Annotated in this window: 12 protein-coding genes; 9 read left to right on the forward strand and 3 right to left on the reverse strand. The window is 31.2% G+C overall.

Annotated features, from left to right (window positions below):
• The first annotated feature begins 1 nt into the window (after position 1).
• The 4 genes from HMPREF9630_RS00075 (at position 2) to HMPREF9630_RS00090 (ending at position 4,096) form a co-directional block, all read left to right on the forward strand.
• Positions 2 to 367, forward strand: a complete 366-nt coding sequence (locus HMPREF9630_RS00075) for a hypothetical protein (protein ID WP_009526506.1) — start codon at positions 2 to 4, stop codon at positions 365 to 367.
• Positions 364 to 1,575, forward strand: coding sequence for a signal peptidase I (locus HMPREF9630_RS00080; protein WP_009526507.1), 1,212 nt, complete (start codon positions 364 to 366; stop codon positions 1,573 to 1,575). Before HMPREF9630_RS00075 ends, HMPREF9630_RS00080 begins: the two co-directional genes overlap by 4 nt.
• A complete protein-coding gene (locus tag HMPREF9630_RS00085) occupies positions 1,572 to 2,747 on the forward strand; it encodes a DUF5305 domain-containing protein (RefSeq protein WP_009526508.1) in 1,176 nt (391 codons plus the stop codon). Before HMPREF9630_RS00080 ends, HMPREF9630_RS00085 begins: the two co-directional genes overlap by 4 nt.
• A gap of 356 nt (positions 2,748 to 3,103) precedes the next feature.
• Entirely contained in the window at positions 3,104 to 4,096 is a 993-nt protein-coding gene (locus tag HMPREF9630_RS00090) for a SipW-dependent-type signal peptide-containing protein (RefSeq protein WP_009526509.1), read from the forward strand.
• 187 nt (positions 4,097 to 4,283) lie between these two features.
• On the opposite strand, the gene topA is transcribed toward HMPREF9630_RS00090, so the two are convergent.
• The 3 genes from topA to HMPREF9630_RS00105 all read right to left on the reverse strand — a co-directional run bounded on the left by topA (position 4,284) and on the right by HMPREF9630_RS00105 (position 7,703).
• Positions 4,284 to 6,332, reverse strand: a complete 2,049-nt coding sequence (topA, locus tag HMPREF9630_RS00095; protein WP_009526510.1) for a type I DNA topoisomerase — start codon at positions 6,330 to 6,332, stop codon at positions 4,284 to 4,286.
• A gap of 225 nt (positions 6,333 to 6,557) precedes the next feature.
• Entirely contained in the window at positions 6,558 to 7,028 is a 471-nt protein-coding gene (locus HMPREF9630_RS00100) for a dihydrofolate reductase (RefSeq protein ID WP_009526511.1), read from the reverse strand.
• Positions 7,029 to 7,055: 27 nt separating this feature from the next.
• Positions 7,056 to 7,703, reverse strand: coding sequence for an HAD family hydrolase (locus HMPREF9630_RS00105; protein WP_009526512.1), 648 nt, complete (start codon positions 7,701 to 7,703; stop codon positions 7,056 to 7,058).
• 476 nt (positions 7,704 to 8,179) lie between these two features.
• Between HMPREF9630_RS00105 and xdhA the strand changes: the two genes are divergently transcribed.
• The 5 genes from xdhA to guaD all read left to right on the forward strand — a co-directional run bounded on the left by xdhA (position 8,180) and on the right by guaD (position 14,685).
• Entirely contained in the window at positions 8,180 to 10,471 is a 2,292-nt protein-coding gene (xdhA, locus tag HMPREF9630_RS00110; RefSeq protein ID WP_009526513.1) for a xanthine dehydrogenase subunit XdhA, read from the forward strand.
• 13 nt (positions 10,472 to 10,484) lie between these two features.
• Positions 10,485 to 11,378, forward strand: coding sequence for a xanthine dehydrogenase subunit XdhB (xdhB, locus tag HMPREF9630_RS00115; RefSeq protein WP_009524716.1), 894 nt, complete (start codon positions 10,485 to 10,487; stop codon positions 11,376 to 11,378).
• Positions 11,362 to 11,847 (forward strand): xanthine dehydrogenase subunit XdhC, encoded by a 486-nt coding sequence (xdhC, locus tag HMPREF9630_RS00120; protein WP_009526514.1) that lies wholly within the window; start codon positions 11,362 to 11,364, stop codon positions 11,845 to 11,847. The genes xdhB and xdhC overlap by 17 nt, the downstream gene beginning before the upstream one ends.
• A gap of 140 nt (positions 11,848 to 11,987) precedes the next feature.
• Positions 11,988 to 13,307 (forward strand): NCS2 family permease, encoded by a 1,320-nt coding sequence (locus HMPREF9630_RS00125; protein ID WP_009526515.1) that lies wholly within the window; start codon positions 11,988 to 11,990, stop codon positions 13,305 to 13,307.
• Positions 13,308 to 13,428: 121 nt separating this feature from the next.
• On the forward strand, positions 13,429 to 14,685 hold the full coding sequence (gene guaD / locus HMPREF9630_RS00130; protein ID WP_009526516.1) for a guanine deaminase: 1,257 nt from the start codon (positions 13,429 to 13,431) through the stop codon (positions 14,683 to 14,685).
• The last annotated feature ends 14 nt before the right edge of the window (positions 14,686 to 14,699 follow it).

Consider the following 14,699-nt stretch of genomic DNA (forward strand, 5'->3'; position numbering starts at 1 on the left):
TATGACTAAAAAAAGAATTTTATTAATGATAATTATATTTTTAATCCTATTTAATATAAAGTCGTGGGGATATTGGAGTGATGAGCTAAAAATAAAATTTGATGCACCTATAATATACAAAGTAGAATTAGATATTGTTGAAAATAAAAATGAAACTACACAAGTAAATATAGAAAAAAATAACAATATAATCATAGAACAAAATAGTAATATAGAGCAAAATAATAATTTAGAACAAAACGACAATAATAATACAGAAAACGATGATATAAATACACAAGATAATAATACAGAAATAGAAGAGAATAATGTAGAGATTGAACAACAAAATGAAATAAAATCAGAACAAGAGGACATACAAAAATGAAAAAAAAGTATAGAAAAAAACTTTTAAATTCTGATAGAAAATACAAAGTTTATACATTTTTTCTCTTACTCAGCATCATACTATCTGCTTTACCGTTTTTTAAGACCAAAATATTATCTTTGCCGTTTGCAGCTCCTATATATTGGGGTTTAATCATATGTATAATATACTTTTGCATACCGGCGATAAATATGCCTAACAAAAATTTTATAAACGGCTCGCTTTTAGGATATGCTGTATCCGGCGCCATAATATTTGTGGCGCTTGAATTTTTATCGGCTGTATTTATGAAAAAACTTGAGGCAAGTCCTTATGATATATCAATCATAGGTATATTGCTTAACATTCTTAACATATTTTCGCAATTAGTAGCTAAAGAAATGATAAGGGCATATGCGTTTGCAACAGCATATAAAACTATGAAATACAGGCGTATAGCAATTGTTATTACTACGCTTATAATGATTTTGACAGATATAAATTTTGCAAAATTACATACTATAAGTCAAGATAGAGATTTATTCATATATTGTATAAAAAATGTAGCGCCGTTAATAACTAAAAATGTTCTTATGTCTACATTTGTATTTTATGGTGGAATTTTACCGAGCATTGTATATATTGGGATAATAGAACTTTTTCAAAAATGTTTTCCGGTTTTACCGGAGCTTCCTTGGATTGTTGAAGGTGCAATTGGAATAGCATTTCCAAGTATGTATATGACATATATAATGGATCGTAGCAATAATCAGGGAAAAACCGTTGTAAGTCAAAAAGAAAATATATTGTATTTGATTTCTCTTTTTTCAGCAACTATGTTTTCATGGTTTTGTGTAGGAGTATTTCCGGTGTATCCGTCAGTTATACTTACAGGAAGTATGGAGCCTTTAATATATCCCGGAGATGTTGTGCTTATAGAAAAAATGAAAGAAGAAAAAGATATATATAATCTTTCAAAAGGAGATATAATAAATTTTAAACGTGAAGATATAACTATAACACATAGAATTAAAGAAGTTATTACAGATGAGGCAGGGAACAAATCATTTGAAACAAAAGGAGATAATAATAAAACAGCTGATGGAATAATTGTTCAACCAAATGATGTAAAGGGAATTATAGTAAAAGTAGTTCCAAAAGTAGGTCTGCCTGTATTAATACTTAAAGAACAAGATGAAGTTCCGGAAGGAGTTGTTGACGAAAAATGAAAAATATAGATAAAGATAAAGATAAAAATACTGAACAAGTTCAAAATAACGAACAAGTTCAAAATAACGAACAAGTTCAAAAAAGTGAAGATGTTTCTAAAAATTTAGAAAATGAAGAAAAAAAGAAGGATAAAAAAATAGCTATTAATAAAAAATTAAAAATATTTTTGTATATTTTAGGTTTTATATCACTAATTGTTGGAGGAGTAATTACAGCTATAAAAAGTATACCTCACGAAGAAGATAAAGATGTGAGTTTGTATTCCTATAATATTACGACAGATTCTCATTACAAAGTATACTTGCTAAACAATTCGATTTTCGATAAAGAGTATTTGGACGAGGAGCTTTTATATCCTGATATTCTTACAGATTATGTACATATTGACTTTAAATCGGAAGCAATACTTACAAAACAGCTTATGTTGTCAGGTGAGTATAGTGTAAGTGGAGTTATAGAAGGCTATCAGGCAAACGGAGAAGAAAAAAAGAAAATATATGAAAAAAATTATCCTATTGATTCAAAAAAAATACAAGCTGTTCAGACAGACCATATGACTATTGATAAAAGCGTGAAAATAAAGCTTTCAGAGTACAGACTATATGCAGAACAAATTGAGTATATGCTCGGAGGAACAACAGCAAAAAACTTTTATATTCTATTTAAAGGTAAGTTTAATTTAGATTCAGAAGAAAAAGAGTTTTCGTATAAAATATCAGTTCCTATAAGTGGAGAAAAGTTTTATGAAATTAAAAAAGATGAAACTGATGTTAACAAAGGAGATATTACAGAGAAAACAACTGAAAAAGTCAGTCCTGAAATCAAGTCATACATTGCATATCCGGCAGTATCTTTATTAGGACTTATACTACTTATCTTTTTAAAATTTTTTACAAGAGATATTGTAGGACAAGAGTTATGGGTTGCAAAAATCTCCAATATTATGCGTAGATACGGTAGTAGGATGATATGTGTAGAAGAAATTCCGAATCTAAGTGAAAAAACTGCACTTAAAGTTAAAGATATAGTTGACTTGCTTTCGCTTTCTGAAGAAATTAGAGAGCCTGTACTTTATAGCATAGATGAAAGTGGACTTCCAGAAGAGGGCAAATTCTATATATTGTCAAAAGAATATATGTATATTTTCAGCTTGAACATAACTATACAGTAAATAGATTTTATTATAAAATCACTACCCCTACAAATATCTCATACAGATACCTTTGTTTAATGAAGGTATATATTTAATATAATGATAAAATATATTTTTCCATATTTATAAAAATAAATACATAAATATGTGAAAATAAAGAGAAAAATATGGATTTAAACAATTGGTTTTACTACATACTACTACTTTAGTGGAAGATATCGTACCACTAAAAAATAAGTAAATATATGTCTTTGGTGGCTTTTCTTATATATGTAATTAAGTTATAATTCTAATTGTAATAAAGATAACAGGAAACTGAAAAATAATATAAAGTTTCCACAATTAAAATTTAATTTACATAGGAGGAATTCAAAATGAAAAGACCGGGAAGAAATTCGTTTATTGGCGGTATAGTAGCATTGTCATTAGTATTGGCAGGTACAGGTTACGCTTATTGGACAGATACATTAAACGTAACAACTAAAGCTACAACAGGAGATTTTGGAGTACAATTCGTAGACTTGGGATTATATGCACAATATGGAAATGAAACTATACAAGGTGGTGGTTGGAGTATAGTAGACGGTATAGATAAGGGATATGTAGATGATAATTTCTTTATGAGAGGTACCTTTGACTATAACAAGATAGCTAAACCAGGAAGTATAGATGCTTATAAAGACAGAGCAAAAGGCTACAACAATATTAACTTTGATGCTGAATTAGTTAATGCGAAACCAATAAAGAAACAAGTTGGTCCTTACACTCAAGCTAAAACAAATGCAAGCGGTCAAATAGAAATTACAATTGACAAAATGTATCCTGGATATGCACAAGCATTCCGCAGTGATATAGTAAATGTTGGAGATATAGCTGCAAAATTGAGCAATATCAAATTTAAAGTAACAGACCTTGATGGACAAGATAAAGGAAACGTGGACCATATGATAGGTGTAGCTGTATACATAGACAGAGAACAATATAGACCTGAAACAATTGTAGACGAGCCTACATTTAAACTTGCTGACGCTATTGGAAAAGCTAATACATTTACAGTTGGCGGAGTTGATTTCGTAAGACTTTCAGCTTTAAGTGATAAAGATGTTAAAGATGCATTAGAAAAAAATGTAATAAAATGTGCTCCCGCTACAGATCAAAGATTGGATATATTCATAGGCGTGGCTATGGATCCTGATGCTCAAGGTAAATATACAACAGGTATTTCTGAAAATCGTGTTGTGTCTAATGATGATGGAAAGAGCCAATCAAAAGGAATAAAACTTTCAATGGATCTACTTTGGGATCAATTTAACGTAGGTAAAGATGCAGGAAAAGGCAACATATTGATAGAACAAAATGCTAAATAGATAAAAGTTTTGAAATTTATAATATCGTCCAATTAAGATTTTAAAATTTGATAATATAAAAAGTTTAACATTGTTTAAGTTGTTTATATCTATAGTATATAGTATTAGATGAATATAATATTATATCCGTTGTTTAATCGGATAATTATAAAAATAAAACCGTCGGTGGACCGGCGGTTTTATTTTTCTATTTTTTATATTTACATTCTTTGTTTGTACAGGCGGTTTTATATTTTGATTTTTTATCTGTTTCTGCTAAAGGACTGTTGCACTGTGGGCACAACTCTCCTGTGGGTTTGTTCCAAGATACAAAATCACATTTTGGATATGATGAACAGCCGTAGAAAATTTTTCCTCTTTTAGTTTTTCGTACTATTACGTCACCTTCGCCACATTTTGGGCATTTCATTCCTGTTTTTTGTAGTATAGGTTTAGTATTTTTGCACTCAGGATAGTTTGAGCAAGCCATAAATTTTCCGAATCTTCCGTGTTTTATAACCATTTTGTTGCCACAAAGCTCGCAGACTTCGTCTGTTTCTTCGTCCATATTTATACGTTCTATTTCTTTGCTCGCTATTTCCAAATCATGCTCTATAGGTTTGTAAAAATTTGACACTACTTCTTTCCAAGCGTCTTTACCTTCAGCTACAGTATCCAGTTTTCCTTCTATGTCTGCTGTAAATTCAAGGTCAACTATCTGCTTGAAATATTCTTCTAATAAGTTTGTTACTACTTTTCCAAGTTCGGTAGGAAATAAGTTTTTTTGTTTCTTTTCTACATAACCTCTGTCTTGAATTGTAGATATTATAGATGAATATGTGCTCGGTCTGCCTATACCGAGTTCTTCTAAGGTTTTTACTAAAGAGGCTTCGTTATATCTTGCGGGTGGTTGTGTGAAGTGCTGTTTAGGTAATATTTTTTTTACTTTTAAGATTTCGTTTTCTTCAACTGACGGAAGTATATTTTCTTCGCTTGTACTATAATCATATACTCTCAAAAAACCGTCGAATAGTAATTTTGAACCGTTTGCTTTAAAATTGTAATCATCTATATCGGCATTTATGCTCTGCTGTTCATAAAGAGCGTCTTGCATCATACAGGCTATAAATCTGCTGTATATGAGTCTGTATAGTTTATATTGATCTTTATTGAGTGAATTTTCCAATTCCATAGGCTCAAGCTCTATGTGTGACGGTCTTATACATTCGTGAGCGTCTTGTACGTTTTTTCCTGTTTGTTTATATCCGTACGATTTGTAATATTTATTTCCGTATTTTGAAGTTATATGTTCTTTTGCTAATGCCTGCGCTTCGCTTGATATTCTTTGAGAGTCTGTTCTCATATATGTTATAAGACCTAGTGTGCCTTTGCCTTTCACACTTATACCTTCATACAACTGTTGTGCTAACTGCATTGTTTTTTTTGTTGTAAAGCCTAATTTATTTGCAGCTTCTTGTTGTAAAGTGCTTGTGGTAAACGGTCTGTATGCAGCTTTTTTTCTGTTTTTCTTTTCTATTTTTTTTACTTGTAAATTTTTCCCTTTTATTTCGGATAAAATTTTGTTTGTTTGTTCTTCATTTTTTATTTCTATTTTTTTATTCTTATTTCCGGATAATTCAAACGATATGTTTTCTTTGTTTGAATTTTGAGTATTCAGGCTTATACTCCAATATTCTTGAGGGATGAATTTTTCTATTTCGGCTTCTCTGTCGCATATCATTTTTGTGGCTACGGATTGCACTCTGCCTGCACTTAGACCTTTTCGTACTTTCGCCCAAAGTATAGGAGATATTTTATAGCCTACAAGTCTGTCAAGCACACGTCTTGCTTGTTGTGCGTCTACTAAGTTTTTATCTATTTTTCTTGGATTTTTTATGGCATTTCTTACAGCTTCTTTAGTAATCTCGTTGAATTCTATCCTGTTTTTTTCATTTTCATCTAATCCTAATATATAGGCAAGATGCCATGAAATTGCTTCACCTTCTCTATCGGGATCGGTTGCGAGAAATACTTTTTCAGATTTTTTAGCCTCTTTTTTTAATTCGTTTGCAATGCTTGCCTTTCCTCTTATTGTTATATAACTAGGATTAAAATTATCTTCTATATCTACGCCGAGTTTGGACTTAGGCAAATCTCTTATATGTCCTATAGATGCTTTTACTTTATAGTTTTTGCCGAGAAATTTTTCGATAGTTTTTGCCTTTGCGGGAGACTCGACTATTATAAGATTGCTCAATGTTTTCACCTCTATACAATCATCGTTTTATAAGCAACACTAAATTTGTAAATATTCGGATATTAAATTATCTATTTACAAATAGTTATTTTTTAAGTGTTGCATTTATATTATGAGCTTAAACTGTATATTTTAAAAATACATGGTTTATTAGTGGTAATAATGTTACAAATTCTACATTTTTATACAATAGACCTTGATTATATTATAAATTGTTGTTTTTGTCTATTGTTTTCTAATATAAGTTAAGTATTTGTAGCAAATATCTCCTGAAATTTCTTTTTCTGTTATCATATCGAATTTAGTTTCATCAAAATAAGGAAAATATCTGTCTCCTTTAAATTCTTGTTCTATGAGAGTTATATACATTTTATCTACAAATTCTATTGCAGTTTTGAACAATTGTTCTCCTCCTATTATATAGGTATCTCTATTTCCGGCTATTTTTAACGCATCTTCAAGAGATGATACCGTATAGCAGTTTTCGCCTTCAAATTTTTCGGTATTTGATATTATTATATTGGTTCTGTTTGGGAGTATTCTGCCTATATCTTTATGTGTCAATCTACCCATTATTATCACATTTCCTGTTGTCAACTCTTTAAATCTTTCAAGCTCTTCAGGTATATTCCAAGGCATATGACCGTCTATGCCTATGACATGATTTTTTGAGTAAGCTACTATCAATCCTATCATAATTTATTTTCCTTTTTTATATTAGTTTTAAATGTATTTTAAGAGCTCTAACGGGCTGTCAATAATTATATTTGCACCATTTTTTTCTAAAAATTCTTTACTTCGAAATCCCCAAGATACTGATATACAAGGTAGAGATGAATTTTTTGCAGTCAATATGTCAACTTCTGAGTCACCTATATATACGGAAGTATCTGTAGTTTTGCTGAGTTTGGAAAGGGCATAATTCGCCATGTCGCTGCTTGGCTTTTTGCGTATATTTTCGCTTTCACCTATGGCTATATCGACATAGTTTTTGAAGAAGTATTCGGAGAGTATTTTTACATATTTATCAGATTTATTGGAAACTATGGCTATTTTACAGTTTTTTTCTTTAAGCTTTTCGAAAACTGTGATTATATCATCGTATATATGTGTGCAGTCAGTTAAATGAGAGTTGTAATAATCTGAAAAAAGTTTGAGAACGTCATTATAATTTTTGTTTTCCAATCCTTGAGGTATTGCACGCTCTATGAGTTTGGGTATACCGTCACCTACATAGCTTTTTATTTGAGGTATTGTTTTTTGAGGGTAATCATAATTTTTTAAAGCATAGTTTACAGCATTTGTAAGATCGCCTATAGTGTCAAGCAAAGTTCCGTCCAAGTCAAATATGAACGTATCATAAAATTTCATTAGTTTACCTCCGTTTTTTGTTTTATAAAATTATATAATACTATCATCATAAACAAAAAGCAATTATATTATTCGATTAAAAAAATTATAACAAAAAAGTTATCATTTTGATATAAGTATTTTTTTGATAAATTTAATAAAATTAAAATGAAAATATAAATATAAAAGCTGAAATTTCAATATAAAAAGTAAAAAATATTATCGAATTGATAAAAAAATGACATAAAATGTAGATATATATATTTTTTTAATATTAATTATATTGACTGTACAGAAATTAACTTATATACTTAATATAGCTTCTAAGTGTGTTTATGCTTATGAGGAAACGTATTCATGATGCTTTTAAATTATGAATATTAGTAATTGTTAAAACATATTTTTGTTCAAATTTTTATTATAGAATAAATAAAATTTATTTAAAGTTCAGTTTTTATAGAAATATTTGTTAAATTTTTAGAAAGGACGGTTTTCGTATGATAGTTGGTAAAAAAGTAGCTCGTGTTGATGCTTATGATAAAGTAACCGGAGTTGCCAAATATACTGAAGATATAGTGGTACCTAACTGTCTTGTTGCAAAACTTGTTAGGAGTACTATTGCAAATGGGAAAGTTTTGTCAATTGATATTGAAGAGGCAATGAAAGTAAAAGGTGTTGTTAAGATATTTACTTGCTTTGATGTGCCTGATATACAGTTTCCTACAGCGGGACACCCTTGGTCAGTTGAAGCGTCTCATCAAGATATATCGGATAGAAAATTATTAAACGAGAGAGTTAGGTATTATGGAGATGAAATAGCTGTTGTAGTTGCAAGAGATGAAGTGAGTGCAAAAAGAGCTGTGGCAAAAGTAAAAGTTGAGTATGAGGAATATCCACCTTTATTGGATATAGACTCTGCGCTTGATGAAAATGCAACTGTACTTCATAAAGAGGTACGACCTACTAATACAATAGTTAAATCTAATTATAAGGTTGGAGAAATAAACTTCGATGATTTAAAAGATGAAAAAGATTTGGTTTATTTTGATAAAAAATATTCAACTCAAACTGTTCAACATTGTCATATAGAGTTGCCTGTTTCTAAAGCTTATGGTGAAAACGGAAAGATAACTGTAATATCATCTACTCAAATACCTCATATAATGCGTCGTGTATGTGGTCAGGCGCTTGGTATTCCTTGGGGGAAAATAAGAATAATCAAGCCGTATATAGGTGGAGGATTCGGTAATAAACAGGATGTATTATATGAGCCGCTTAATGCTTGGCTATGTCAACAATTGGGTGGAAAGGCAGTAGAAATTTTGATTTCAAGAGAAGAAACTTTTACTTCTACAAGAACAAGACATGCTATACAAGGACATTTTAGAGCATACATAACAAAGACAGGTAGACTCATAGGCAGAAAATTCTATGGAAAAGCGGATAATGGAGCTTATGCTGCACATGGGCATGCTATAATGGCAAACTGTGGTAATCTTGTACGTATGCTTTATCAAGATGAAAAAGTGCTTGAAGGTACTGCTCATACTGTTTATACGAACAGAGCAACTGCAGGTGCGATGAGAGGATATGGTATACCACAAGCTTGTTTTATGCAGGAATCTTTTATGGATGATATGGCTTACAGTCTTGGGATAGATCCTATATCAATAAGGGAGCAGAATATGATGAAATTGGGTTATATGGATTTAAGCACAATCACTTGTCATTCTACCGGTCTTCAAGAATGTATAGATATCGGAAAAAAATATATAAATTGGGATGAAAAGAGAAAAACTCTTGGAAAAGAACCTCTTAATAAAAGACGTGGAGTAGGTATGGCGATATTTTGCTACAAAACAGGAGTTTATCCTATATCTCTTGAAACAGCAACAGCAAATATTTCTCTTAACCAAGATGGAAGCGTACAGTTACAAATGGGCGCAACAGAGATAGGTCAAGGCGCTGATACAGCATTTTCACAAATGGCAGCGGAAACTATAGGAATAAGCCTTGAGAATGTTCATATAGTATCATTCCAAGATACAGATGTAACACCGTTTGATACAGGCGCATACGCATCAAGACAAACTTATGTAAGCGGTGGAGCTATTAAAAAAACTGCTGAATCTTTTAAAAGAAAAGTTCTTGACAGAGCAGGAAGAATATTAAATCTTTTACCTGAAAATCTTGATATAAAAGATGATTATATAGTGTTAAAAAGAGACGGAACAAGAAAAATGTCTATGCATGATTTTGCTATGGAGGCAATATACAGTTTAAAAGAAAGTCAACATATAACAGCTTGCGAAACATACGATTGCAAGAATAACACATATTCTTTCGGCGCAACATTTGCTGAGGTGGAAGTTGATTGTTATTTCGGTAAAATAAAAGTGTTAGATGTTATAAATATACATGACAGTGGTAAGCTTATTAATCCTCAGCTTGCGGAGGCACAGGTTCATGGTGGTATGAGTATGGCACTTGGATATGTTCTGGGAGAAAATTATATCTATGATGATAAAGGTAAATTGCTAAATGGAAATTTACTTGATTATAAAATGCCTACATCTATGGATCATCCTGATTTTCATGTAGAATTTGTGCAGACTGATGACCCTTCAGGAGCATACGGCAACAAATCCCTTGGAGAACCACCTACGCTTACACTTGCACCGGCTGTGAGAAACGCCGTATTACACGCAACAGGTATTGGGATAAATTCATTGCCGCTTAATCCTCAAAAACTTATTGAAGAGTTTAAGAAAAATGGCTTAATAGAATAGGAGGGATTAATATATGTATGATATAAAAAAAATATATGAGCCTCAAAATATAGACGAAGCTGTACAAATGCTGTATGATGATAAAGAGGCTATAGTAATAAATGGCGGTAGTGATGTGCTTATCAAAAATAGAGAAGGGCATTTAACTGATATTCCGTTTGTGAGCATATATAATTTAAAAGAGTTGAAAAAAATATATATAGATGAGAATGAGAGTATAATAATAGGATCAGGAGTAAGTTTCACAAATATAGAAAAAGATCCGATAGTAAATAAATATATAGATTTCTTGGCTTATGCTGTTGGTCAAGTTGGAGGACCTCAGATAAGAAATATAGGTACAATGGGAGGAAACATATGTAATGGAGTGCCAAGTGCAGACAGTTGTACAAGTGTAATGGCTCTTAACACATATCTCCATTTAAAAAGTGTAAATGGAACAAGAGTTGTACCTGTTTGTGAGTTTTATGTAGGGGCAGGAAAAACTATAAGACAAAGAGATGAAATATTGACACATTTTGAAATAAAAAAAGAAGATTATTTAGGTTATACAGGCAATTATATAAAGTATGCCATGAGAAATGCAATGGATATAGCAACTTTGGGATGTTGTATAATGACTAAATTAAGTGAAGATAAAAAAACTCTCGAAGATGTAAGAATAACATATGGAGTAGCTGCACCTACACCTATAAGAAGTCCTAAATTGGAAGAAAAATTGATAGGACAAAAAGTGGGAGATAATCTCATCAAAATAATAGATGAAAATTACACTTTAGACGTAAATCCGAGAAACAGTTGGAGAGCGTCAAAAGATTTCAGACTTCATATAATAAGAGAGCTTGCAAGAAGAAACATAAATGCAGCCATAGTAAAAGGAGGTGGTGAGAGTGTTTACAGTTGTTGATTTCAATGTGAATGGTGAAGATGTATCAGTACCTATAGACGAAAGAGAGTCTTTGCTTGATACTCTTAGAAACAGATTAGGACTTACGAGTATAAAAAGAGGGTGTGAAGTTGGAGAATGTGGAGCCTGTACTGTTTTGATAGACGGTGAACCTATGGATAGCTGTATATACCTTACAGTTTGGGCAAGAGGAAAAAATATAATCACAGTAGAAGGCTTAAAAAGTCATAGCGGAAAATTACATCCTGTACAGCAGGCCTTCATAGATGAAGCGGCAGTTCAATGCGGTTTTTGTACCCCAGGTCTTATTATGTCTGCAGTAGCAATAGCAGGAGAAAAGAAAAGATATACAAGAGACGAACTCAGAAGAAAAATATCAGGACATCTATGTAGATGTACAGGGTATGAAAATATATTAAACGCTGTTGAAAAAGCAATAGAAATAAATATTGCAAATGATGAAAAATAATTTTTTGTAAAACTTATTAATCTATTTTATGAAGTTTAAAATTAAATATATTTATATTAGGTAGATGATTTCTAAAGAAGTATAATAAGTCAATTATCAACCTAATATAAATATTTTATAAATGATGGAGATGGAAGGTCATGAATAATGAAAATAGTTTTTTATGGAAATTTTTTAAGTTAAAAGAAAATGGTACTACAGTAAAGACAGAAATAATAGCAGGTTTTACTACATTTGTAACATTAGCATACATATTAGCTGTAAATCCTGGAATACTTGAAGCTACAGGTATGGATAAAGGTTCTGTATTTACAGCAACAGTTCTTGCCAGTATAATAGCTACAGTTGTTATGGCACTTTATGCGAATTATCCTTTTGTATTAAGTGCAGGTATGGGACTTAACGCATTTTTTACATATGTTGTAGTATTACAAATGGGACATAGCTGGCAATTTGCTTTATCAGCAGTGTTTATTGAAGGTATAATTTTCTTATTGTTAACTTTTGTAAAAGCTAGAGAAGCAATAGTAAATTGTATACCACTTAACTTGAAATCTGCCGTATCAGTAGGTATAGGCTTGTTTATAGCATTTATAGGATTAAAATCTGCAGGTATTGTAGTGGCTGATGAGGCTACATTTGTAAAATTGGGTAATCTTACAGATCCATCAGCAATAGTATGTATATTTGGACTTTTTTTGTGTGCTTTCTTAATTATATGGAATGTAAAAGGTGCAATATTAATATCTGTAATAGCCTCAACATTGGTAGGTATACCTCTTGGAGTAACTGTACTTCCGGAAAGTATAATAGGCATGCCTCCTTCAGTAGCACCTACAGCTATGGCATTTACTCAAATAACACAAGAGGAACTTTTAAGTTTTGATATGTTTTTCTGTGTAGTTACATTTTTGTTCGTAGATATGTTCGATACAATAGGAATGTTGGTAGGAACTGCATCAAAAGTAGGTATGCTTGATGAAAAAGGCAATTTACCTAAGGCAAGTCAGGCACTAACAGCAGATGCAATAGGTACAACAGTAGGAGCTATGCTTGGGACATCTACTATAACTACATTTGCAGAAAGTGCAGCAGGTATATCTGAAGGCGGTAGAACAGGTCTTACAGGTATGGTAACATCAATATTATTTGCAGTATCCTTATTCTTTGCACCGTTATTTACAGCTATACCGTCAGCAGCTACTGCACCTGCACTTATAATGGTAGGCTTGTTTATGATTGAAAATATAGTAAATGTAGATTTTTCTTCTTATGATGAAGCTATACCTGCATTTTTAACTATATTGATAATGCCACTTACATATAGTATAGGTGATGGTGTTATGGTAGGAATAATGTCATACGTTATATGTAAGATACTTGCAAAAAAATTCAGCGAACCTTCAATAGTTATGTATATATTGACGATATTGTTTGCAGGTAAAATAATTTTTATGTAAAAATTTGTTGGAGATATAAAATTATTCGGTATAAAAAATAAACTTTGATTTGAAATGATTTGTTAAACGGCACAGGTAGGATACTATTTGTGCCTTTTGAACAGTTAGGAGATTCCTTATTATGAAAAATGCTGTTAAAGGAGATATAATATATGCAAGTTCTCCTGATAAATTTGAAATTTTTGAAGATGGATACTTATTGTTTGAAAACGATAAAATCATAGGTGTAACAAATGAAATAAATGATGATTATGAAGTTATAGATTTCAGCAAAAAACTTATAATTCCAGGATTTGTAGATATACATATACATGCGCCGCAGATAAATAATATAGGACTCGGCGCAGATAAAGAGCTTATGGATTGGCTTGAAATTTATACTTTTCCGGAAGAGGCAAAGTATAAAGACGTCGAATTTGCAAAAAAACCTTATCAAAAATTTGTAAATAAGTTACTTAATAACGGTACTACAAGCAGTGTTGTATTTGGCAGTATTTATAATGAAAGTACTGAATATCTTATGGATTTAATGGATAAAACCGGTCTTAGAGCTTATGTTGGAAAAGTAAATATGGATAGAAATTCGCCTGATTTTTATATAGAAAAAACACAAGATAGCGCAAAAAACACTGTTAAATTTGTTGAAGATACAATTGGTAAATATAAAAATATAAAACCTATAATAACACCGAGATTTGTACCTTCCTGTACAAGTGAATTGATGACTAAGCTTGGAGAAATAGCTAAAAAGTATGATTTAAAAATACAATCACATCTATCTGAAAACAGAAGAGAGATAAAATTTGTAAATGAATTGCACCCTGAATGTAACTGCTATGTAGATGTGTATGACAAATACGGACTTTTAAGAGATAACTTGAATACCGTTATGGCACATTGTGTATGGACAGATGAGCATGAAATGCAAATGCTCAAATCTAAACAGGTTATGGTTGCACATTCACCATATTCTAATGGAAACATATCAAGCGGTATATCTCCTGTTTCAAAATTGATTAAAAATGGAGTTGATGTAGGACTTGCCTCAGATGTATCAGGAGGACACGAAATTTTTATGGGAAAAGTGATAGTAATGGCTTCTATATTGTCAAATATGAGATGGGTGCATATAGACGACACTTATCCTCAACTTAAATACGAACAATTATTTTATATGGCGACAAAAGGCGGAGGAAAGTTCTTCGGAGATGTAGGTTCATTTGAAAAAGGTTATAAGGCTGATTTTCTTGTGATAGATGACGATAGTTTATCTGACAGTAATGACAGGACGGTAAGAGAAAGACTTCAAAGATTTTTATATATCGGAGATGATAGAAATATACAATCTGTATATGTAGATGGAAAAAAGATAAAATAGATTTTCAATGCAAA

The organism is Peptoanaerobacter stomatis, assembly GCF_000238095.2.
GTDB classification, from domain to species: Bacteria; Bacillota; Clostridia; order Peptostreptococcales; family Filifactoraceae; genus Peptoanaerobacter; species Peptoanaerobacter stomatis_A.

What these genes read in the sequence shown, in the direction of transcription:
- HMPREF9630_RS00105 (WP_009526512.1), bottom strand. Translation starts at nt 7,703, where the DNA reads ATGAAATTTTATGATACGTTCATATTTGACTTGGACGGAACTTTGCTT.
- HMPREF9630_RS00090 (WP_009526509.1), top strand. Translation starts at nt 3,104, where the DNA reads ATGAAAAGACCGGGAAGAAATTCGTTTATTGGCGGTATAGTAGCATTG.
- HMPREF9630_RS00100 (WP_009526511.1), bottom strand. Translation starts at nt 7,028, where the DNA reads ATGATAGGATTGATAGTAGCTTACTCAAAAAATCATGTCATAGGCATA.
- HMPREF9630_RS00075 (WP_009526506.1), top strand. Translation starts at nt 2, where the DNA reads ATGACTAAAAAAAGAATTTTATTAATGATAATTATATTTTTAATCCTA.
- HMPREF9630_RS00080 (WP_009526507.1), top strand. Translation starts at nt 364, where the DNA reads ATGAAAAAAAAGTATAGAAAAAAACTTTTAAATTCTGATAGAAAATAC.
- HMPREF9630_RS00125 (WP_009526515.1), top strand. Translation starts at nt 11,988, where the DNA reads ATGAATAATGAAAATAGTTTTTTATGGAAATTTTTTAAGTTAAAAGAA.
- HMPREF9630_RS00085 (WP_009526508.1), top strand. Translation starts at nt 1,572, where the DNA reads ATGAAAAATATAGATAAAGATAAAGATAAAAATACTGAACAAGTTCAA.
- guaD (WP_009526516.1), top strand. Translation starts at nt 13,429, where the DNA reads ATGAAAAATGCTGTTAAAGGAGATATAATATATGCAAGTTCTCCTGAT.
- xdhB (WP_009524716.1), top strand. Translation starts at nt 10,485, where the DNA reads ATGTATGATATAAAAAAAATATATGAGCCTCAAAATATAGACGAAGCT.
- xdhA (WP_009526513.1), top strand. Translation starts at nt 8,180, where the DNA reads ATGATAGTTGGTAAAAAAGTAGCTCGTGTTGATGCTTATGATAAAGTA.